Source organism: Streptomyces physcomitrii, from assembly GCF_012273655.1.
GTDB lineage: Bacteria > Actinomycetota > Actinomycetes > Streptomycetales > Streptomycetaceae > Streptomyces > Streptomyces physcomitrii.
Window position 1 is genome coordinate 229,360 of record NZ_JAAWWP010000006.1, and the last position, 21,388, is coordinate 250,747.

A 21,388-nucleotide genomic window follows, 5' to 3' on the forward strand; every position below is an offset into this window, starting at 1 on the left:
TGGGGGCGCAACCGTGACACCTCGGAAGCCCATTGAGAGCGTAATCACACTCGCCCGGGAAGGCCTCGCGAGAATGCCGAGGGGCGCTACATTCCCAGGAGTTGTCCCGCTGGGCCCGCCTCTCGAAGGGAAATCACCAGGTGCCCGTAAACGAAGTGCAACCCTCACAGGACTACGCCGCATTACGCCGCGATCCGGAATACGGCCAGCTGAACCAAAGGCTCCTGGAGTTCCTCGCCCTCGGTGGTCCGCGGCGGCTCCTGGACATCGGCTGCGGCGACGGAGCGGTCAGCGAGGTGCTCCTCGGCCGGGATCCCGGCCTCGCCCTGACCGGCGTGGACCCCGAGCCCGGACTGCTCGCCGAGGCCCGCGCCCGGCTGGAGGGCCGGGCCGAGTTCCACGTCGGCGACGCCGCCTCGGTGGAGCGCCTCTTCCCGCCGGCGTCCTTCGACAGCGTTGTCATGGCCAACTGCGTGCACTTGGTCGAGGAGTTGCCCGCCGCGCTGGGCGCCATCCACCGGGTACTGGAGCCCGGCGGCCGGCTGGTGTTCAACTCCGCCTTCTACGCGGGGGCCGAACTCCCCGCCGAACTACCCGTCTACGCCGAGCTGATCGGTGCCGCCCGGCGCGCGGCCCGGGCCCGGGGGCTCGTCCTCGACCGCTCCGCCCCGGCCAAGACGCCCGGGATGCGCCGCAGTGCGGAGGACTACTGGGAGGCGCTCGCCGCGTGCGGTTTCACCGGGATCACCCATGCCGAGGAGTCCTTCACCTTCAGCGGGGGCTTTCTCGCCGCCCTCTGCGGCACCCCCATGTTCGCCTCCGCCGCGCTGCCCGGAATTGACAGGAACGTCGCCGCCGAACTCCTCAGGGAATCCCTCCAGAAGCAGCAGCAAAAGGCACCCGTCACCGTGACGCGCCGCTGCCTGTACTTCTCCGCGGTCCGAGCCTGAAACGTGAAAGGTGTTCTTCTTATGGCTGATGCACTCTCCCTTGTCGCGCGTTCCCTGACTGAAATCCGCCCGGATCTGGGTGAGGAGGGCACGCCCATCACCCGGGAATCGGTTCTGTTCTATGCGAGGGACCCCGGCGTTCCGATTCTCGGTCTCGACTCGATGGAGGCCCTGGAACTCCTCGCGATCCTCGAAGAGGAATGCGACGTTCAACTGGCCGACACCGGAATCCGCATAGCCGAACTCCACACGGTCGGCGATGTGGTGGACGCCCTGGAGAAGGCCCTGTGACCGGCTCCGCCGCCCGCCCGGAGCGGTCCTCGTGACGGCCCGGGGCCACCGGCGGGTGCTGGTCACCGGCATGGGCGTCGAGTCCTGCGCCGGGGGCACCCCCGAGGAGCTGTGGAAGGCCCTCTCCGCCGGGGAACCGGCCCTCGCCCCGCTGGAGTTGGAGGAGCCGCTGCCCTGCGAGGTCGGCGGGGCGGTGACCGGCTTCGAGCCGGGCGACTACATGTCGCGGCAGCAGGTGCGCCGGACCTCCCGCTTCCAGCAGCTGCTCTTCGCCGCCGCCGTCAAGGCCGTCGAGAAAGCCGGGCTGCGCACACCCCCCGACGCCCTCTACGTGGGGACCGGGGGCGGTGGCCTGGACGAGTCGGCCCGTCTGGTGACCGTGCTGCGCGAACGCGGCTGGGCCGCCATGAACCGGCTCGGCCTGCTGCGGCTGCTACCCAACATGGCCGCGGGCCTGCTCGCCGGGGAGCTGTCGGTGACCGGCCCGGTGCTCACCCTCTCCACCGCCTGCAGCTCCTCCACCGACGCCCTCGGGGCCGGACTGCGCGCGGTGCGCGACGGCACCGCCGAAGTCGCCCTGGTCGGCGGGGTGGAGAGCTGGCTCGACCTGCCCTGCCTCGCCTCGTTCACGCTGCTCGACGCCCTCTCCCGGCGCCCGGCGGCCGAGGCGGCGCTGGCCTCGCGGCCCTTCGACCGGGACCGGGACGGCATGGTGCCCGCCGAGGGCGCCGGGGTGCTGGTGCTCGAATCGGAGGAGTCGGCCCTGCGGCGCGGCGCCGAGGTCCACGGGGAACTCCTCGGGGCCGCCGCCACCTGCGACGCGGGACACGCGGTGGCGCCGAGGGCGGACGGGGAGGTGGCGGCCCGGGCGGTCGTACGGGCCCTCGCGGACGCGGGTGTCGAGCCCGAGGCGGTGGACCTGCTCAGCGCGCACGGCACCTCCACGCCGCTGAACGACCGGGCGGAGACGGCGGCCATCCGGCGTGCCTTCGGCGCGCACGCCGGGCAACTGGCCATCACCGCGCCCAAGTCGGTGATCGGCCACGCCTGCGGCGCCTGCGGGATCCTGGAGAGCGTCGGGCTGCTGATGGCGCTGCGCCACGACTTCGTCCCGCCCACCGCCAACCTGGAGAACCCCGACCCGGAGTGCGACCTCGACTACACCCCGCTGAAGGGCAGGCCCGCCTCCCTCTCGGTGGCCGTCAAGCAGAACTTCGGCTTCGGCGGCCAGAACTCGGCGCTGGTCTTCGGCGCCGCCTGAGCACCACCGGACACCCGGGGCCGTACCGCAACCACGCGGTACGGCCCCGGCCGTATCGTTCCTGCACGCCTGCACGCCTGCACGCCTGCACGCCTGCACGCCTGCACGCCTGCACGCCTGCACGCCTGCACGCCTGCGTTCCGCGTACCCGTGCGCAACGCGCGCGGGTACGGAGCAGCTGGCCCCGTGCCGCGGCCTCGTAGGGTGCGGGCATGACACGACTCGACGGTTACGGGGTGCTGGTCACCGGTGCGGGGCAGGGGATCGGGGAGGCGGTCGCGCGGCGCTGCGCGCGGCTCGGCGCGCGGGTACTGGTGACCGATCTGGACCCGGAACGGGCCCGCCGGGTGGCCGGGCTGATCGGGGACGAGGGCGGCCGGGCGGATGCGGCCGCCTGCGACGTCCGGGACCCGGAGGCGGTGGCCGCGGCCGTCGGGCGGGCCGTGGACTCCTTCGGCGGTCTCGACGTCCTCGTCAACAACGCCTACGCCGCCCATCCCGACCCCGCCCGCTTCGAGGAGTACGAGGACGGGCCCTGGCTGGAGGACTTCGACGTGATCGTCAACGGGGCCTTCCGCTGCTGCCGCGCGGCCATGCCCCAACTGGCCGCGGCGGGCGGCCGGGGCGCGGTGGTGAACATCGGCTCGGTCAACGCCCAGCGCCACTTCGGCGGGCACGCCTACAGCGCGGCCAAGGCGGCGCTCGGCTCCCTCACCCGCACCCTCGCCGTGGAGAGCGCCCCGCGCGGGGTGCGGGTCAACCTCGTCGAGCCGGGGACCATCCGTACCTCGGTGTGGGACTCCCGCCCCGGGGCCCTCGAACGGGCCGCCCGCAGCTATCCCTTGGGCCGGGTGGGGGAGCCCGGTGACGTGGCCGCCGCCGTCACCTTCCTCGCCTCGGCGGACGCGGCGTGGATCACCGGTGTCACCCTGCCCGTGGACGGCGGCCTGCTGGTCAGCAACATGGGGCTCAACCGCGACCTCGGCGGCATCCCCGAAGCGGACTCCGGTGCCCTGGGCGGCAGTTGAGCGGCGTGCCTGAAGTCCCTCATCGGCAAGCTGATGTGACGCGCCGCCAAATATGACGTGCCGTCAAAACCATTGTTCCCAGACGGTCTTCAGATCACCTTGAGCTTCACCAGGGCGCCGAGGGTGAGGGCCCCCGGCAGCAGCGGCACCCAGACCGTGACGATCCGGAAGCCGATGACGACGGCGGTGGCGAGGGCGGCGGGCGCGCCGGCCGCGACCAGGGCCACCACCAGCGCCGCCTCAACCGAGCCCAGACCGCCCGGAGTCGGGACCAGCGCCACGGCGCAGCTCGCGGCGAGATAGGCGAGCGCCATGTGCATCACCGGGATGTCCAGGCCGAGGGCGCGCCCCACCGCGACAAGGCCCGAGGCCTGGAGTGCGGGGAAGGCGAGCGAGCCGCCCCAGAGGGCGAGGGCCCGCGCCGGGCGGGCGTGCACGCGCCTGGCCTCACCGAGCGCCGTACGCAGGAAGCGCAGGAGGAGACCGCGTACCCGGCGCAGGCACAGCAGCACCCCGGCGCTCAGCAGTGCCGCTGCCCCGAGGCTCGACAGCAGCGGCCAGAGGGCCCCTTCGGGCAGCAGGGCGCCCAGCCGCAGGGCGTCCGGGAAGGCGAGCAGCAGGACGAGCAGGAGGCCGAGGCGGGCCGCGGTCTCGGTCAGGAGGTAGAGCGCGAGCGCGGCCGTGGAGCGCGCCGCGGGGATGCCGCAGACCGTCATGAAGCGCAGGCTGACCGCGCTCGCGCCGAGCCCGGTGGGCAGCAGGTGGTTGGCGGCGCCGGAGGCGAACTGCGTCGCCAACAGCCGTACCCGCGGCAGCCGTTCGGCCACCGCACCCTGCCGCGCGAAGGCGGCGGCCACCCACGTGAGGCAGGTGGTCGCCCCGGCGACGGCCAGCCAGGTCCGGTCGGCACCGGCGAGTTGGCGAAAGCCCTCGGCCAGCACGCGGCGGTGCCGCACCGCGAGCACCCCGACCAGGGCGAGCGGCAGCAGGCACAGCGCCTGCCGGAGCGGCAGCGGGCGGAGCGGCCGCCGCAGGGGCAGCGGCTCAGGGAGCCGGGACGCGGGCGCGGGGGTCACGTGGGGAACCGTCACACCGCCAGAGACTCGGCGCCGCACACCAACGAAGGGTGGCGCCCACGGGGACGGCGGCCGACAGCCGGGCCAAGGACGCGCGGCGGGCCGGGAGTTGGGCCTCCCTCCCAGTTCCCCGCGGTCAAGGAGGGCGCGGGCGAGGGCAGTCCGGCGATCTGTTGACCTGAACCTTGCTTGAGGTTCTAGGTTCCTCTCATGAGCATGGAAACCACAGCCTGGGCCCAGCTGCAGAACGTAGTCAGGGCCCAGGACCGCACCCGCCCCTTCCGCCGCGCGACCCTGCGCCGCATCGCCGACTTCGCCCGCCCGCACCGCGGCCGCATCCTGCGCTTCCTCGCGGTGAGCGTGGCCACGGCCCTGCTCGCCGTCGCCACCCCGGTACTCGCCGGACATGTCGTCCAGGCGATCGTCTCCGGCGACGACCCGGGCACCGTGATCCGCCTCGCCCTGCTCATCGCGCTGATCGCGCTCGGCGAGGCGGGCCTCGGCCTGGTCAGCCGCTGGCTCTCCGCGAGCCTGGGGGAGGGGCTCATCCTCGACCTGCGCACCGCCGTCTTCGACCATGTGCAGCGGATGCCGGTCGCCTTCTTCACCCGCACCCGCACCGGCGCCCTGGTCAGCCGCCTCAACAACGACGTCATCGGCGCCCAGCGCGCCTTCAGCAACACCCTCTCCGGCGTCGTCACCAACCTGGTCACCCTGGTCTTCACGCTGGCCGTGATGCTCACCCTGTCCTGGCAGATCACCCTGCTCGCGATGGCCCTGCTGCCGGTGTTCGTGGTCCCCGCCCGCCGGATGGGCACCCGGATGGCGCGGCTCCAGCGGGAGGCCGCCGAGCTCAATGCGGCGATGGGCACCCGGATGACCGAGCGCTTCTCCGCCCCCGGCGCCACCCTCGTCAAGCTCTTCGGCCGCCCGGACGAGGAGTCCGCCGAGTTCGCGGCCCGGGCCCGCCGGGTCAGGGACATCGGCGTACGCACCGCCATGGCGCAGTCCGCCTTCATCACCGCCCTCACTCTGGTCTCCGCCCTCGCGCTCGCCCTGGTCTACGGACTCGGCGGCTACTACTCGCTGCGCGGCGGCCTCGACGCGGGCGATGTGGTCGCCCTCGCCCTGCTGCTCACCCGCCTCTACGCGCCGCTCACCTCGCTGGCCGGGGCCCGCGTCGAGGCCATGAGCGCACTGGTCAGCTTCGAGCGGGTCTTCGAGGTGCTCGACCTGCCCCCGCTCATCAAGGAGCCCGAGGCGCCCCGCCAGGTGCCCGAGGGCCCGGTCTCGGTCGAGTTCGAGAAGGTGCGCTTCGGCTACCCGGCCGCCGACAAGGTCTCCCTCGCCTCCCTCGAAGAGGTGGCCACCCTCGACGACCGCGGCGGCGCCGAGGTGCTGCACGGCGTCTCCTTCCGCGCGGAACCCGGCCAGACCATCGCCCTGGTCGGCTCCTCCGGCGCGGGCAAGTCCACCATCGCCCAGCTGCTGCCCCGCCTGTACGACGCCGACGGCGGCACGGTCCGGATCGGCGGCATCGACGTACGCGAACTGTCCGCCGTCTCGCTGCGCTCCACCCTCGGCATGGTCACCCAGGACGGCCACCTCTTCCACGACACGGTCCGCGCCAACCTGCTGCTCGCCAGGCCGGACGCCGAGGAAGCCGAACTCTGGGACGCCCTCGGCCGGGCCCGCCTGGAGGAGTTGGTGCGCGCGCTGCCGGAGGGCCTGGACACCGTGGTCGGCGAGCGCGGCTACCGGCTCTCCGGCGGCGAGCGGCAGCGCATGACCCTGGCCCGGCTGCTGCTCGCCGGTCAGCGCGTGGTGATCCTCGACGAGGCCACCGCGCACCTGGACAACACCTCGGAGGCGATGGTCCAGGAGGCGCTGACCGAGGCGCTGGCGGGACGTACCGCCCTGATCATCGCGCACCGGCTCTCCACCATCCGCTCGGCGGACCGGATCCTGGTGGTCGAGGAGGGCCGGATCCTGGAACAGGGCACCCACGAGGAACTCCTCGCCGCCCGCGGCCGGTACGCCGAACTCCACGGCACCCGATTCCCACAAGAGCAGGGCGAGTTGGCCGAAGAGGCGGCCGGGGCGACCGCCTGATCCGCGGCGGTGCCCGGGGTGTTCACCGCGACTCTTGCCGTGTGCGCTCGAGAGCCGCGGTGACGGTGTCGTCGTAGCAGCCGATGGGCAGGCCGCCGGCGACCCCGATGCACCGATTGCAGAAGGTGCATGCCGCGACGCCGGCGCTCGGCTCCGGGAGAGCGCGCCAGAGGGACGGGTTGGCGATGAGCGCGCGGGCGCAGGACACCGCGTCGGTCCGGCCCGAGCTGATCGCCTCGGTCATCGCGGCGGGCGAGACGAAGCCGCCGACGGTGATGACCGGTATGTCGAGAGCGTCCTTGAACGCCTTCGCCTGCGGCAGGTTGTAGCCCTCGCTGTGGGGAAAGGCGCGTTCGAGGCCGAACTCCAGGAGTGGTGCCAGCGCCCGCAGCGCGAGCCGCCGCTTGCGGGTTCCCTCGCGCATCGCGCCCTTCGTCACCTGGGCGGTCACGTATCCGCGGAAGTGCCCGGAGGTCGTGCTCGGGAAGGAGGAGAAGTGGCCACGGGTGATCTCGACGGCGTCGACCCCTTCGTCCTGGAGGCGCAGCGCCAGTTCCACCTGGTCGTCCAGTCGCACCCCGCCGAACGGGATCGTGTCGGTGCCATTGAGCTTGACGATGACCGGATAGTCCGCGCCGACGCGTCGGCGCACCGCCCGGTAGACCTCGAGCGGCAACCGCATCCGGCGGTGCGCCGAGCCGCCGTACCCGTCCGACCTGCGGTTGGACTCCGGACTGAGGAACTGGCTCAGCAGATAGCCGTGGGCCATCTGGATCTGGACTCCGTCCATACCGGCCCCCTGCGCGCGTGCCGCGGCGGCGGCGTAGGACTCGACGAGCGCGGGGAACTCCTCGCGTCGGAGCGGGCGAGGCATCGTTCCCTGCGACTTCTCCCGGCGGGCCGAGGCCGATACGGCGTCAGGGACACCCGGCGCCGGTTTGGTCATCTGCCGGCCGCCGTGGTTGAGCTGGGCGAACAGCTTGCTCCCGCCCGCGTGAGCGGACCGCGCCCACTCGCGCAGGCCGGGCAGCATCGCGTCGGAATGGATGCCCGCCTGGCGGTGGGCGGATTTGCCCTGCCATGACACGAACATATTGCCGGTGACGATCAGCGGCGTGCCCGCGTCCACCATGGGGCGGTAGAAGTCGAGGAGTTCGTCGGTGACGGCGCCGTCCACCGTCGCGCGCGTCTCATGGGTGGCCGACTTGAAGAGCCGCCCCGCGACCTCCAACCGGCCGATGCGCAGGGGAGTTCGCAGCAGTGGCGTGTTCATCAGCTTGCCCTCTCTGACGTGCTCGATCGAAGAGGGCCGACACCCTGGGTACGGGGCGGGCCCTTGCCCATGGGACCAAGTTCCCGGGCTCAGAACTTGACGCCAGGCGACACCTTCCGGGCACGATGGAGGCGTGGAAACCGTCGTGCGGCCCGGCAGCCTGCGGGGCTGGTCCGATCTCGTGGCCCGGCTGGGCGGCGATCCGCGGGCGCTCCTCAGATCGGCGGGGCTGGCGGAGGACGCTCTCGCGGACGAGGACTTCCCGATCTCCGCCCACGGGGCCATGACCCTGCTCGAACTGTCCGCGCACGCGCTTGCCTGCCCGGACTTCGGCCTTCGGCTTTCCCTCTTCCAGGACGTCGACGCCCTGGGACCTCTGGAGGCGGTGCTGCGCAACGCCGCCACCGTTCGCGCCACACTCGGGCTGGCAAGCCGATGGCTGTTCGTCCACAGCCCCGCACTCCGGCTCTCGATCGAGGAGGACGGTGAGCGCGCCGCGATCGTCTTCGACCTGCTGCTGGAACCCCGTCCGCCCGCCCGGCAGACGGTGGAGCTGGGGCTGGCCACCTGCCATCGCATGCTCGTCACCGTCCTCGGGAGCTCCTATCGGCCACTGGCCGTGTCGCTGCCGCATACGCCTCTCGCCCCGCTGACGCGCTACGTCCAGTTCTTCTCGGCGACCGTCCATCCGGAGAGCAGAGACGCGCGACTGGTCGTACCGCGGCGGCTTCTCGACGAGCGCGTGCCCGGTGCCGATGAAGCGATCCGGGCGAACGCGCTCGCGTTCCTGGAGTCCCGGTTTCCGCGCCCGGACGCGACCACCACCGAACGGGTTCGCCACCTCCTCTTCCGCACCCTGGGTACGCAAGACGACGACTACCGGGCTGTCGCGCGCTCGCTGTCGATGCATCCCCGTACGATGCAGCGCCGCCTGCGGGCAGAGGCCACGACGTTCGAGCGGATCAAGGACGAGGTGCTCCGCACCACCGCCCACCGCTACCTGACCGAGTCCGGCATCTCGGCCACCCGGCTCGCTCAGGTCCTCGGACTCTCCGAATCGTCCGCGCTGTCGCGGGCGACCAGGCGGTGGTTCGGCATGTCGCCGAGGGAGGTACGGCAGCGGCGGGGCGGAACCGGGATTCCCTGAGGGCCGGGGGGCGATCTCGTGGTCGAGGAGGAGTCGGGGGAGCGGAACGGGCACCAGGGCCCCGCCGGAGACCTCGCCCCCGAGCCGCTCAAGACGTACTGAATGTCCACTTCTCTTATGATGGCCGGGGGGCGACGCCGGGAACGGACGGATACCCATGAACGGACCCGTGAACGCCGAGGGGGCCGGCGCGGGAGAGGGCGGCCCGCCGCCGGAGCCCTGTCCCGCCACTGCCTGGGTGGACCGGGCGGGCACCGTCCAGCTGTGGAGTGCGGAGGCGGAGGCCCTCCTCGGATACCCGGCGGAGGAAGTCTGCGGCACCCCGGCGGTGGAGCTGTTGGCCACGCGCGGGGACCGGGAAGCGGCGCTGGCCCGGCGCGACCGGCCCGAGGCCGGTCAGCGCTGGGACGGGGTTCTCGCCTTGCGGCACCGTGCCGGGCACGAGGTGAGTGTCGCGCTGCGCGTGCGTCCGCTCACCGACCGGGAGGGCCGGGCGGGATGGTCGGTCTCCGCGGGGGACGCTCGGCGGATCGAACGGGAGGACCGCGACCGGGCGATGCTGCGGGCCCTGTTCGAGCAGTACCCCGGCCCCATCGCGCTGGTGGACGGCGAGTTGCGGTACCGGTTGCTGAACGCGGCGGCGGAGCGCGTTCTCACCCACCCGGGAAACCGGCTCCTCGGCGGGCACGTCGGGACGGACACCTCTCCCGTCGGCTCCGGAACGATCGACCGGGTTCTGCGGCAGGTCCGGGAGACGGGTGAGCCCGTCCTCGGTCTCCCGGTGCGGGAAAGCCCCTCGACCGGTCCGGACCGCGACCGTACGTGGTCGCTGTCCACGTTCCGCCTGACCGACCCGGACGACCGCCTCCTCGGCCTGTGCCAGACGTACCTCGACATCACGGACGGGCACCGGGCCGAGCGGCGCCTGGAACTGCTGACCAGGGCCGGAGCGGGCGTCGGTGCCACGCTGGACGTGGCACGCACCGCCCAGGAGCTGGCGGACGTCCTCGTGCCGACCCTCGGCGACGTGGCGTGGGTGGCCCTGTCCGAGGCCGTGCTGGAGGGGGACGAGCCCCCGAAGATGTTCGGCCCGGGGCGGTGGAACCTGCGCCGGATCGGTGTGGCCCCCTCGGGCGGCGGCTGGCCCACCGGTCTCCCGGCCGCGGGTGCGGTTCCGCCCGCGCTGCCGGACATCGCGCTGCTCCGGAGAATCGGCCAGGGTGAGACCGTCCTGCTGCCGGACCGGGACAGCGTGATCGCCGCAGCCGAGGGGCACGTGGAGCTGGCCCATCTGTTCGTGCCCGAGGGCGGCCACTCGGCGATCGCGGCTCCGTTGTTCGCCCGCGGCCTCGTCCTCGGCACCGTGGTCGTCTGGCGCACCCGCCGGCCCGTCCCCTTCGGCCAGGAGGACGCCGACCTGCTGACGGAGATGGCGTCCCGGGCCGCACTCGGCGTGGACAACGCCCGCCGCTACACGCGCGAGCACCGGGCGTCCGTCGCCCTGCAGCGGGGCCTGCTCCCCGCGGCCGCCACCGACACCCCCGCGGCGGAGACCGCGGGGTTCTATGTGCCGGCGGGAGGCGGAGCGGAGATCGGCGGTGACTGGTACGACGTCATCGCCCTCCCGTCCTTCCGTGTCGCCCTCGTCGCGGGCGACGTCATGGGACAGGGGCTGCCCGCCACCGCCACCATGGGCCGGCTGCGCACGGCCGTCGACGCCCTGGCCGATCTGGAGCTGGACCCGGACGAACTCCTCGCCCACCTCGACGACCTCGTCCAGCAGCTCCAGGACGAGGCGCCCCACCAGGGGGACACCGTCGGCGCCAGCTGCCTGTACGCCGTCTACGACCCCGTCACCTGCCAGTGCACCGTGGCCGCCGCCGGACATCCACCGCCCCTCGTGGTCCGGCCCGACGGCAGCGTCGGATCCGTCGAGATCTCGCCCGGACCCTTGCTCGGCGTGGGCGGGATGCCGTTCGAGGCGACCACGTTCGCTCTTGAGCCCGGCAGCATCATCGCGGTGTACACCAAGGGCGTCGTCTACCGGGAAGACCACGATCCCGACGCCGGTGCCCGGCGGCTGACCGACCGGCTCGCGCGGTTCGCAGGCGACGGCCGTGCCCTGGACGCCGCGGGACACGAGCTGCTCCGGAGCCTGGGCGAGGTGCCGGCCCGCGACGACATGGCCCTGCTCCTGGCGCGCACCCGTGCCCTCGATCCGGCGAACACCGCGAGCTGGGAATTCCCCGCGGACGCGTCCGTCGTCGCCGCCGCGCGCAAGGCGGCGGCCGGGCAGCTGGCCGCCTGGGGACTGGACGAGATGTCCTTCACCACCGAGCTGATCGTCAGCGAACTCGTCACCAACGCCGTCCGGTACGCGGGCGGCCCCGTCGGCCTGCGCTTCATCCGGGAGAACGTGCTGGTCTGCGAGGTCGACGATCCCAGCAACACCCAGCCGCGGCTGCGCCGGGCCCGCTGGTCCGACGAAGGGGGCCGGGGCCTGTTCCTCATCGCCCAGCTCACCACCCGCTGGGGCAGCCGCTACGCACGGAGCGGAAAGACCATCTGGACCGAACAACCCCTCACCGCTGATCTCGCCACCGCTGCTCTCGCCCTGCCCGAGTCGCCGCCGTGATCGCGGCCGGTACGCCGACGAGCGGAGACCCCTCCCGGTAGCGCGCCGAAGGGCGGGGACCCGGAACCACTCGGCCGTCCTGAACATCGTCCGCTCGATGGGTCAGGAGCCGCCGGGAGTGGAGTCGGAGGGAGGCGCGCCGGTCTCCGGCGGGGTGGCGCTCGCCTCGTCCGAGGGTTCCTCGGTGACAACCGTCACCGTGCTTCCCGCGGCCACCTCGCTGCCGGGCCCCGGGATGCTCGACGTGACGACCGCGTCCGAGGCGCCGGAGGAGTCGGAAGCGACACCGACCCGCAGCCCGAGGGATCGCAGGTCGCCGCGCGCCTCGGCCAGGGTCTTGCCCACGATGCCGGCGGGTATCCGGACCGTCTCCACCCGCTTCGCCACCTCGACGTCGACCGAGGAGCCCGGCTCGACCTCGGTGCCGTGCGGGACGCTCTGTCCGACGACCGTTCCGGCCTTCTCCCCCTCATCGGCCTCGACCTCGGTCGTACTGCCCAGCGCGAGGCCGTGGTCGGCGAGCAGCCGCTCGGCCTCGGAGACGGTCCTGCCGGTGAGGTCGGGCACGGTGGAACTGTCGGGCGCCTCGGCCACGGTGAGGGTGATCTCGGCGCCCTTCTCGATTCTGCGGCCACCCGCCGGATCCTGTTCGAGCACCGTTCCGGGGTCGTCCTCGGATGCGAGGTACCTGGTCTTCACCGTGAAGCCCTTGTCCCGCAGGATCCGGGACGCGTCGCCCTCGTCCTTGTCCGTGATGTCCGGGACCTCGGCCTTCGGGGAGCCGGTGGAGACCACGACATGGATCGCCTTGCCCTCGTCGACCTCTCCGCCCTCCGGGGTCTGGCTGCACACGCGGTCCCTGGGCTGGTCCGCGCAGGGCGCGCTCTTGTCGACGGCGACCGCCAGGCCCGCGTTGTCCGCCGCGGCGCGCGCATCCTCCAGCGTCTCACCGACGAGATCCGGCACCGGCACGGTGTCGGCGCCGCCGCCCCCGAACATAAGCCGGCCGATCAGCAGCGCGCAGGCGATCACCAGGACGCCCGCCGCGCCGAGCAGCAGCGCGGCCCTCTTGCCGCTTCCGTGCGTCGGCTCCTCGTCCGTGTCGTCCGGGAGCACCCGCACTTCACTGTCCTCGTCCGTCACCGAAGGGAACGCGGCGGTGACGGGGGACATGCCTCTTCCCCTTCCCAGGCAGGCCTCGACCTCGGCACGCATCTCGGCAGCGGACCGAGGCCGGAACTCGGGGCGCTTGGCCAGGGCCCACAGCACGAGAGCGTCCGTCTCGGGGGTGACCGCCGGATTGTGGTGGCTCGGTGGCCGCGGCGCTTCCTGGACGTGCTGGTACAGCACCGCCGTGGGGGAGTCGCCGGTGAACGGAGGCCGGAACGTGAGCAGTTCGTACAGCAGGCAGCCGAGGGAGTACAGGTCGGAACGGGCGTCGGCCTGGAGCCCCATGGCCTGTTCCGGGGAGAGGTACGGTGCGGTTCCGATGACGGCCGACGTCTGTGTCAGGCCCCCGCCCGTCTGCGTCAGGCCCCCGTCGCGGACGTCGCGCGCGATCCCGAAGTCCATGACCTTGACCTGACCGGTATGGGTCAGCATGACGTTGGCGGGTTTGATGTCGCGATGCACGATGCCGCCGCGGTGCGCGTGCTCAAGTGCCCGCAGTACGTCGAGGGCCGTGTCCAGGACCTGCTCGGGACTCAACGCCCGTCCTGCGTCCAGGAGTTCGGCCAGGGTGAACCCTTCGACGTACTCCATCACGATGTACGGCAGGCAGGAGCCCCCGTACGGCAGGTCCTCGCCGGTGTCGTAGACCGCGGCGACGGCCGGATGGTTCAGCGATGCGGCGGACTGCGCCTCGCGACGGAACCGGGCCTGGAACGCGGGGTCCTGGGCCAGCTCGGAGCGGAGTGTCTTCACGGCGACGGAGCGGCCGAGGCGGAGGTCGTGAGCCAGGTGGACATCGGCCATGCCGCCACGGCCGAGCAGGTGGCCCAACTCGTAGCGGCCGCCCAGAGTTCGCCCCGTCCGGCTGCGGACCGGTGGCGTGTGCCAGGCGGAGGCTCCGGAGTGGACCGGTTGTCCGTCACCGCGTGCCCAAGGGCTGCCGGTATCCGAGGGAGCCGGATGGTCCGGCCCGCCGAGGCTCACTGGACGTCTCCGTGCGAGGCCGACGCACGGCACCGGGCGGCGAGCGCACCGGTGCGAGGCGAACGGGCGGGATCCTCCGGCCGTTCGTCTGCGGCGTTCATGGACACCTCTCCACCCCTTTCGACTCGGAGAGCCGACTCGTCTGCAGGAAGCCGTACGGCCGGGAGCAGGCAGCTCAGCCGAGTGCGGGCAGCGGACGGGTGGCCACGTCCCAGGCCTCGTCGTACGGCAGGCCGAACATGCGCAGCAGGTTGGCCGCGAGGCGGTCGCCGGCCTGCCCGGCGTCCATGTGCGGCTCGGCGTCGAGCAGGTGCATCAGGCCCAGAAGGGAGCCTCCGGCACTCGCCAGCGCCACTTCGAGATCTCCGACCTGCAGACGGCCGGTGGCCTCGCCCGCGCGGAGGAGTTCACGGGCCCGCGGGGCCAGTCCGGCGGGAGACGTCAGGCGGGGGAGGCCGACACGGAGCAGGATGCGCGCGACCTGGGGATGGTTGCGCTGCAGACGGCCCGTCAGCCGCACCCCCACGGCGAACACCTCGGCGCAGTCGTCCAAGTGCGCGACCGCTGACTCCAGTCGCACGCTGTGCTGTTCGAGGAACATGGACATGGCCGCTTCGAGCACATCCCTCTTGCTCGCGAAATGGCCGTAGAACGTCCCGAACCCGACGTCCGCCGCTTCGGTGATCTCCCGGATGCCCATGTCCGCGCGGTGCTGCTCGGCGAGCAGGTGCTGTGCCGCATCGAGGAGGGCGGCTCGGGTGTGTGCCCTCCGCCGGGAGAGGCGTTCGGGGCGACCGTGTTCTTCTCGTCGGGTCACGCAGGGTCTGTCCGCTGCTTCAGCCATGCCCGACACGCTACTCAGATTGATGAAAAAATCAAAACCGATCGAGATTGACGAATCTGATCGATGGATCCCATGATCTCGGCAGTGCCGGCAGAAGATCCGCCTCGACCGGGTCCTGCCGAGACGTCCCCCGATCCCGCATGCTCCGCTCCCGGACCGCATCCGGTCCGGGAGCGGCGTGCGAGTCCCCGGAATCCTTGAAACCAGGAGTTGTCGTGACCCGAGGTGACCGTTCCCCTTCTCACCGACTCGGTCGGCGAGGTGTGCTGAAGGCCGCCGGTGCGGCCGGTGCCGCAGCGATCGGCGGTACAGCCGCGCTGGCCGCCAACAGGGCGGCGGCTGTTGACGCGGCGCCGGCCTCACGGCCTGCGGGCAACTACCGCATCGACGTGCATTGCCACATCATCCCGGACTTCTACCGCGAGTCGCTGGCAGACCATGACATCACCGAGATCGGTGGTGTGCCGGTTCCCGACTGGTCTCCGCAGCTGGCGGTGCGCTTCATGAACCGCTACGGGATCCAGACCCAGATCGTGTCCGTCTCCGAACCGGGTGTCGTGTATCTGCCGACGTCCGACGCCCGTATGGAGATGGCCCAGAAGCTGAACGACTACATCAGCGAGACCTTGGTCCACACCCGGGATGCCCAGCTGGCGCGGCGCTTCGGCGGTTTCGCGCTGCTTCCCCTCGGAGACCTGACCTCCTCGGACGACATCCAGAACGCCGTCACCGAGGCGAGGCGGGCGATCGACGAACTGAAGCTGGACGGCATCGGCATCTTCAGCAGCTACGACGGGGTCTATCTCGGCGACCCTCGTCTCGACCCGTTGATGGAGGCGCTGGACGACCTGGGCGCGATGGTCTTCATCCACCCGGTCACCCCGCAGCACTATCCGGACCTGGATCTGCCGCCGTTCCTCTACGAGTTCACCTTCGACACCACCCGCGCGCTGGTCAACATGCTCTACAAGAAGGTCTACACGCGCTACAAGGGGATCCGCTGGCTCGGCGCACACGCCGGCGGGACCCTGCCGTACATCTCCTACCGCACCAGCCTGCTCTACTCCAAGACCGTGGGGCTGGCGCAACTGCTGGGCCTCGACGGGCTCGACGACGCCAATGTGCTGTACCGGCGGCTCTTCGTCGACACCGCCTTGTCTCCCGCTCCGCAGTCGATGCAGTCGGTCAAGGAGTTGACCGGCGTCGGTCACATCCTCTTCGCCACGGACTGGCCGTTCACGGCGCAGCTGTTCCCGGCCGCCGGGGATCCCGCCCCTCAGCTCGACGAGACCTTCACCTCGAAGGAGCGGCTGCGGGTGGAGCGGGACAACGCGCGAGAGCAGTTCCCGCGTCTCGTCAAGCGCTTGGAGAAGTGACGGAGAGCCCGCTGCCCTTCAGGCGCGCGGTGCGGGCGCCTGGGGCAACGGGCGCCGGGCTACGTCGTCGGCGTCCTCGGCGGAGAGGCCGAGCATACGCAGCACAAGGGCGGCCGTCCGCTCGGCGGCCTCGGGGCTCACCACCTCCGGGCGGTGGGATCCGAGTTCGAGCAGTCCGAGGAGCGCGCCTCCCACCGCCGAGAGCGCGATGTCAGGGCTGTCCACCGTGAAGCGGCCGCTCGCGGCGCCGACCTCGATGTCCCGCAGGGCCCTGGGGGCGAGACCGCTCTCGGCGTGCAGCTGCGCCATACCGCGGTGGCGCAGGATCTTGGCCAGCTCCGGGTGGGTCCCGACCATGCCGATCGTCAGACGGACGTTGGCGGCGATCACCTGGGCGGGGTCGTCGAGCACCGCCGTGACCTCGTCCAGCAGTTGCCCGTACTCCTCCAGCGCGTCCGCCACGGCCGCGTCGAACAGGGCGGACTTGTTCTCGAAGTGGTTGAAGAACGACCCGAAGCCGACATCCGCTTGTTCCGCGATCCTCTGGATGCTCGCCTCCGGCATCGCGTTCTCCTCGGCCAGGATGACGCGAGCGGCGGCGATCAGCGAGCGCCGGGTCTGAGCCCGGCGGCGTTCGAAGCGGGTCCCGGTGCGGGACGACTTCTGCTCTGACATGGCATCAGCGTAGATCAGCCGTCGAACGCGGGCGGCAGGGGCTCTCGTGCGATCCGGCGCGCCTCGCTCGACTCGACGCCGAGGGAGACGAGCACGCCTTCCGCCAGCTGATCGGCCGATGCGCTCGCATCGGCCTCCGGGTGTGCGTCGAGGAACTGCACCACACCCAGCAGGGCTCCCAGGATCGCCATGAGGGCGAACTCGATGTCCGCGGGGGCGGCGAACCGCCCCGACTCCACGCCGAGCGCGAGATTCGCCCGCGCCCGGGCGGTCGGGCCCGTGGTGTCGAGGAGCAGTCTGGTGCCCTGGTGCAGGAAGATGCGGGCCATCTCGGGCTGCTGCCGTTGCAGCCGCCCGGTGGTGCGGATGCCCAGGGCGAGCACACGGGCCGGATCGTCGATGCCCCGCGTGAGGACGTCCAGGACCCTGCTGTGCTGCGCGAGGGTCACGTGGACCGCTTCGTCGAAGAGCTCTTCCTTCGAGGTGAAGTGGTTGAAGAAGGAGCCGAAGCCCACGTTGGCGGTTTCCGTGATCTCCCGGATGGCGACGTTGATCCGCCGCTGGGCGAGGAGGGTCTGCGCGGCTGACACGAGCGCCGCACGCGTGCGCGCCCGCTGGCGGCCCATCCGTCCTCCGGGCGCACTGCCGGACTTCGCGGTGTTCGCCTCGGGGGACATGGAGCCTGCCTTCAGTGCCGCGGCACTCGTTCTGATGGTGTCGTCACCTGTGATGGTAGTCGTGCTTCCGGTCGGGCTCGGCCGGTCGTGCCGTGGACCTCGCCCCGGGGGTCGGGCGTCACTCCCGGGGTGGCCGCAAGGTTGATGAATTCATCAGCTGGCATTGACCCGGCCGGGAAGCGATGGCTAGGTTGATGAGAGCATCAGTCATGAGAGGTCGATCAGTTACTCGGCTGTCGACCGTCCTGGCCGGATGTTCCGCGGTTCTCACCTCCGCGGGCGGGGTTTCGTCACCCCCGGCTGATCCTCCACGGTCCGCATCGCCGGCGAGGGGTCCGTGTCGACTGAGTGCTTTCCACCCGATTCGAGCAATACGAGGTTTGACATGCCCATGCATAGAAAGCGCACGCTGCGCGGACTCGGCATCTCGCTCGCGCTGTGCTCCGGCATCGGCGCCGTCACGCTGCTGCCCAGTCCGAGCGGTGCGGCTCAGCGGCAGACGGTGCCCGTGGCGAGCCAGGCGAAGGGGAAGGACGCCGACAAGCTCGCCGCCGCCGCGATCCGGGCGCTCGGTGAGCACCCGCGCGACGCCCGCGTCTCCGAGGGTGTGAGCTTCCGCGCCGTCTCCACGCTCGTCGACCCGGACGGCACCACGCACACCCGGCTCGACCGGACGTACAAGGGCGTACCGGTCCTCGGAGGCGACCTCGTCGTCCACCTGAAGCGCGACGGCGCGTGGAAGGGCATCTCGCAGACCCTCGGTGCCCCACTGGAGCCGGCGAGCAGCGCGGGCGTCACCGCCGACCGCGCCCTCACCGAGGCCCGCGCCCCCCGGGACGGGCTGCGCGGCATCTCCGGTGTCAAGGCCGAGGGCAAGCCGCGCCTGGTCGTCGACGCGACCGGCAGCGCGCCGCGCCTCGCCTGGGAGGTGACCACCACGGGTACGCAGTACGACGGGACGCCGAGCCGACTGGCGACCTATGTCGACGCGGCCGACGGCAAGGTCATCCGTGACGTCCAGCAGATCCGTAGTCTTCGCGCCACGGACCTCTCGAAGGCCGCCGCGGTGTCCGGCGACACCCCCGGAGCTGAGGACCGCAAGGCGTTCGAGGAGGCGAAGGCCCGCCAGGAGGCGTCCGACGGCTCCCCCCGGGCTGTTCCCGCCAAGGGCAGGACGCTCTACGGCGGCGAGGTGGATCTCGGCGCGGTGCAGGTGGGCGACCAGTACGTCCTGCAGGACCCCGCCCACGGATGGTCCTTCACGACCGACATGCTCAACCTCGGCGACGGACCGCTCTGCTCCACCGACGGGTACTGCTGGAACGGGGTGCCGGTCACCGCCGACACGGCGCTCTTCGGTGACGGGACGAACGACTCCCGCGACTCGGCGGCGGCCGACGCCCAGTACGGCACCGACGCCACCTGGGACTACTACAACGACGTACACCGGCGTCAGGGCATCTGGGACATCCCGGTCGGCTCCTACAACCGCGTCCACTACCAGCACAAGTACGTCAACGCGTTCTGGGACGGCGAGAAGATGACCTACGGCGACGGCGACGGCGTCGAGTACGGTCCGCTGACCTCACTGGACGTGGCCGGGCACGAGATGTCCCACGGTGTCACGGAGAACACCGCGCGGCTCGCGTACTTCGGTGAGTCCGGCGGGCTCAACGAGGCCACCTCCGACATCTTCGGCACGATGGTCGAGTTCCACGCCGACAACGCCACCGATCGCGGCGACTACCTGGTCGGCGAGCAGTTCGACCTCAAGGAGCACACCGGCTTCCGCCGCATGGACGACCCGGCCTCCGACGGCGACTCCCTCGGCTGCTGGAGCCCGCGGGCGAAGCTGGTCGACGTCCACTACTCCAGCGGTATCGGCAACCACTTCTACTACCTGCTCGCGGAGGGCTCGGGCGAGAAGACGATCAACGGTACCGCCCACAACTCGCCCACCTGCGACGGTTCCGCCGTGACCGGCATAGGCCGGGACAAGGCGCAGGCGGTCTGGTACCGGGCGCTGACGACGTACATGACCGCCCTCACCGACTACCGGCTCGCCCGGGTGGCCACCCTCCGGGCCGCGGCGGACCTGTACGGAGAGGACAGCGCCGAGTACACCGCGGTCGGCGACTCCTGGGACGCCGTGGGCGTCACCGGCCTCCCGGTCGAGCTGCCCCGCTGACGCTCCTCGCGAGCACCTGAGCCGGCCCCGCCGGTTCAGCGGCCGAGGCCCCCGCGCAGTGCCGGGGGCCTCGGCCGGTGTCGTACCGCCGTGCGGGGTGGGCCGGTACCTCAGCCGGTCTCGGGCGGGCGCGGACCGTCGTCGGATGCCGGGGGTGTCCTCGGTGCGCGGAACAGGCAGCCGATCGCGGCGGCCAGAACGATGACGCTGACGGCGGTGAGCGAGGCGGACAGGCCGTCCATGAAGGCGGACTTGACGCCGTCTGCCAGGGCCGTGCCCCGGGCACCGAGCCGATCGGCGACGTGCAGGCCCGCCGCGGCGGAGTCGCGTGCGGCCTCGGCGGTAGCGGCGGGGAGCCGGTCGAGCGAGTCGGGCAGGTGGGAGCGGTAGTGGCTGCCGTAGATCGACCCCATCAGGGCGATGCCGACGGCCGAGCCGACCTCGCGGGTGGTGTCGTTCATCGCGGAGGCGACTCCCTGCTGGCCGCGGCCGAGCGAGCCGGTGATGGCGGAGGTGCCCACGGCTCCGGACAGGCCGATGCCGAAGCCCGCCAGGACGAGTCCGCCGAGGAACGGCGGGTAACCGGAGCCGACGTCGAGCCGGGAGATGACGAACAGTCCGGCGCTCAGCAGGAGCAGGCCGACGGTCATGGTGGCCTTCATCCCGGCCCGCCGCACCAGGTGCGGGGTGGCCTGGGAGGTGGGCAGGACGACGACGGCGACGGGTACGAGGGCGGCGGCGGCCCTGAGCGGGCTGTAGCCGAGGATGAGCTGCAGATACTGCAGGCCGACGAAGAAGAACCCGAAGACGGCCATGAACTGCACGAGGACGGTGATCGCGCCCGCCCGGAAGCCGCGGATGCCGAACAGGGCGGGATCGAGCAGGGGGTGCTCACGCCGCAGTCCGAGCCAGGCGTAGGCGGTGAAGGCCAGCACCGTGACCACGAGGGCGGCGATCACGGCGGGCTCCGTCCAGCCCTGCTCGTTGCCTTCGATGATGGCGAAGACAAGGGTGCCGATCCCGGCAGCGGTGCAGACGGCTCCGGACACATCAGGCGGGGCGGGGTGCTCGTCCCTGGTGTCGGGCGACAGGAGCAGGGCGGCGACGGCGGCCACCAGGGCTACCGCGGCGCTGGTGACGAAGAGCGAGCGCCAGGAGAACCACTCCAGCAGAGTCCCCGCGGCGAGCATGCCGAGGATCGCTCCGGCGGCGGCGAAACCGGACCAGGTGGCCACGCCCTTGCCGCGCTGCTCGGGAGGGAAGGCGGCGGTGATCGTGGACAGGGTGCCCGGCATGATCATCGCGGCTCCCAGGCCCATGACGACGCGCCAGACCACCAGCGTGGTGGTGGAGTCGGCGAAGGAGGCGGCCAGGGAGGCGAGACCGAAGACGACGGTGCCCGCGACCAGGACCTTGCGGCGCCCGATGCGGTCGCCGATGGCACCGAGGGGCAGGACGAGAGCGGCCAGGGCGACGGTGTAGCCGTCGGCGATCCAGGTCAGTGAGCCGTTGGTGGCCGACAGGTCGATGGCGAGGTCGGGCAGGGCGAGGTTGAGCGCGGAGACGGAGGCGACGACCAGGACCAGGGACAGGCACATGGCGAAGAGCACGCCGCGGTGGCCGGCCCGTCCGGTCGCGACGGTGTCCTGCCGGTCTTCGGGCTGGTCGCCAAAGGGGCGGTGCGCGTTGGCGGGCATGAGG

At 71.9% G+C, this 21,388-nt stretch carries 16 protein-coding genes; 9 read left to right on the forward strand and 7 right to left on the reverse strand.

Going from position 1 to position 21,388, the window contains the following annotated elements; all coding sequences use genetic code 11:
• Window positions 1-155 precede the first annotated feature (155 nt).
• From HFV08_RS12685 to HFV08_RS12700, 4 genes are all read left to right on the forward strand, one after another.
• Complete coding sequence (locus tag HFV08_RS12685; protein ID WP_168538916.1) at window positions 156-950, forward strand: class I SAM-dependent methyltransferase; 795 nt, start codon at window positions 156-158, stop codon at window positions 948-950.
• A 21-nt stretch (window positions 951-971) separates the two neighbouring features.
• Window positions 972-1,241: a phosphopantetheine-binding protein gene (locus HFV08_RS12690; RefSeq protein ID WP_168538918.1), complete on the forward strand. Its 270-nt coding sequence runs from the start codon at window positions 972-974 to the stop codon at window positions 1,239-1,241.
• 31 nt (window positions 1,242-1,272) lie between these two features.
• Window positions 1,273-2,502 carry a beta-ketoacyl-[acyl-carrier-protein] synthase family protein gene (locus HFV08_RS12695; RefSeq protein WP_168538920.1) on the forward strand — a complete coding sequence of 410 codons (1,230 nt, stop codon included), beginning with the start codon at window positions 1,273-1,275 and terminating at the stop codon, window positions 2,500-2,502.
• A gap of 212 nt (window positions 2,503-2,714) precedes the next feature.
• Entirely contained in the window at window positions 2,715-3,530 is an 816-nt protein-coding gene (locus tag HFV08_RS12700) for an SDR family NAD(P)-dependent oxidoreductase (RefSeq protein ID WP_168538922.1), read from the forward strand.
• Between the two features lie 89 nt (window positions 3,531-3,619).
• Here the strand turns inward: HFV08_RS12700 and HFV08_RS12705 are convergent, their stop codons facing one another.
• Window positions 3,620-4,606, reverse strand: a complete 987-nt coding sequence (locus tag HFV08_RS12705) for a lysylphosphatidylglycerol synthase transmembrane domain-containing protein (RefSeq protein WP_312885563.1) — start codon at window positions 4,604-4,606, stop codon at window positions 3,620-3,622.
• 210 nt (window positions 4,607-4,816) lie between these two features.
• On the opposite strand from HFV08_RS12705, the gene HFV08_RS12710 reads away from it, so the two are divergent.
• Window positions 4,817-6,718, forward strand: a complete 1,902-nt coding sequence (locus HFV08_RS12710; protein ID WP_168538924.1) for an ABC transporter ATP-binding protein — start codon at window positions 4,817-4,819, stop codon at window positions 6,716-6,718.
• Window positions 6,719-6,740: 22 nt separating this feature from the next.
• Here HFV08_RS12710 and HFV08_RS12715 read toward each other — a convergent pair whose 3' ends face one another.
• On the reverse strand, window positions 6,741-7,991 hold the full coding sequence (locus HFV08_RS12715; protein ID WP_210430203.1) for an oxidoreductase: 1,251 nt from the start codon (window positions 7,989-7,991) through the stop codon (window positions 6,741-6,743).
• A 133-nt stretch (window positions 7,992-8,124) separates the two neighbouring features.
• Between HFV08_RS12715 and HFV08_RS12720 the strand changes: the two genes are divergently transcribed.
• Together HFV08_RS12720 and HFV08_RS12725 are read left to right on the forward strand one after the other, a co-directional pair.
• Entirely contained in the window at window positions 8,125-9,138 is a 1,014-nt protein-coding gene (locus HFV08_RS12720; RefSeq protein ID WP_210430204.1) for an AraC family transcriptional regulator, read from the forward strand.
• A gap of 157 nt (window positions 9,139-9,295) precedes the next feature.
• Entirely contained in the window at window positions 9,296-11,773 is a 2,478-nt protein-coding gene (locus HFV08_RS12725) for an ATP-binding SpoIIE family protein phosphatase (RefSeq protein WP_168538928.1), read from the forward strand.
• 102 nt (window positions 11,774-11,875) lie between these two features.
• On the opposite strand, the gene pknB is transcribed toward HFV08_RS12725, so the two are convergent.
• Both pknB and HFV08_RS12735 read right to left on the reverse strand, forming a co-directional pair.
• A complete protein-coding gene (pknB, locus tag HFV08_RS12730) occupies window positions 11,876-13,792 on the reverse strand; it encodes a Stk1 family PASTA domain-containing Ser/Thr kinase (protein WP_281373473.1) in 1,917 nt (638 codons plus the stop codon).
• 310 nt (window positions 13,793-14,102) lie between these two features.
• Entirely contained in the window at window positions 14,103-14,744 is a 642-nt protein-coding gene (locus HFV08_RS12735; protein WP_312885564.1) for a TetR/AcrR family transcriptional regulator, read from the reverse strand.
• Between the two features lie 416 nt (window positions 14,745-15,160).
• On the opposite strand from HFV08_RS12735, the gene HFV08_RS12740 reads away from it, so the two are divergent.
• A complete protein-coding gene (locus tag HFV08_RS12740; RefSeq protein WP_168538932.1) occupies window positions 15,161-16,147 on the forward strand; it encodes an amidohydrolase family protein in 987 nt (328 codons plus the stop codon).
• Between the two features lie 18 nt (window positions 16,148-16,165).
• Here HFV08_RS12740 and HFV08_RS12745 read toward each other — a convergent pair whose 3' ends face one another.
• Together HFV08_RS12745 and HFV08_RS12750 are read right to left on the reverse strand one after the other, a co-directional pair.
• On the reverse strand, window positions 16,166-16,822 hold the full coding sequence (locus HFV08_RS12745; RefSeq protein WP_168538934.1) for a TetR/AcrR family transcriptional regulator: 657 nt from the start codon (window positions 16,820-16,822) through the stop codon (window positions 16,166-16,168).
• Between the two features lie 14 nt (window positions 16,823-16,836).
• Entirely contained in the window at window positions 16,837-17,499 is a 663-nt protein-coding gene (locus HFV08_RS12750; protein ID WP_168538936.1) for a TetR/AcrR family transcriptional regulator, read from the reverse strand.
• Window positions 17,500-17,884: 385 nt separating this feature from the next.
• Here HFV08_RS12750 and HFV08_RS12755 point away from each other — a divergent pair, with 385 nt between their 5' ends.
• A complete protein-coding gene (locus HFV08_RS12755) occupies window positions 17,885-19,687 on the forward strand; it encodes a M4 family metallopeptidase (protein WP_210430205.1) in 1,803 nt (600 codons plus the stop codon).
• A 110-nt stretch (window positions 19,688-19,797) separates the two neighbouring features.
• Here HFV08_RS12755 and HFV08_RS12760 read toward each other — a convergent pair whose 3' ends face one another.
• Entirely contained in the window at window positions 19,798-21,384 is a 1,587-nt protein-coding gene (locus HFV08_RS12760) for an MFS transporter (protein ID WP_168538938.1), read from the reverse strand.
• Window positions 21,385-21,388 lie beyond the last annotated feature (4 nt).

Coding starts and splice junctions, on each gene's coding strand:
- HFV08_RS12725 (WP_168538928.1), top strand. CDS start 9,296: ATGAACGGACCCGTGAACGCCGAGGGGGCCGGCGCGGGAGAGGGCGGC.
- HFV08_RS12710 (WP_168538924.1), top strand. CDS start 4,817: ATGAGCATGGAAACCACAGCCTGGGCCCAGCTGCAGAACGTAGTCAGG.
- HFV08_RS12745 (WP_168538934.1), bottom strand. CDS start 16,822: ATGTCAGAGCAGAAGTCGTCCCGCACCGGGACCCGCTTCGAACGCCGC.
- HFV08_RS12750 (WP_168538936.1), bottom strand. CDS start 17,499: ATGTCCCCCGAGGCGAACACCGCGAAGTCCGGCAGTGCGCCCGGAGGA.
- HFV08_RS12715 (WP_210430203.1), bottom strand. CDS start 7,991: ATGAACACGCCACTGCTGCGAACTCCCCTGCGCATCGGCCGGTTGGAG.
- HFV08_RS12755 (WP_210430205.1), top strand. CDS start 17,885: ATGCCCATGCATAGAAAGCGCACGCTGCGCGGACTCGGCATCTCGCTC.
- HFV08_RS12690 (WP_168538918.1), top strand. CDS start 972: ATGGCTGATGCACTCTCCCTTGTCGCGCGTTCCCTGACTGAAATCCGC.
- HFV08_RS12700 (WP_168538922.1), top strand. CDS start 2,715: ATGACACGACTCGACGGTTACGGGGTGCTGGTCACCGGTGCGGGGCAG.
- HFV08_RS12760 (WP_168538938.1), bottom strand. CDS start 21,384: ATGCCCGCCAACGCGCACCGCCCCTTTGGCGACCAGCCCGAAGACCGG.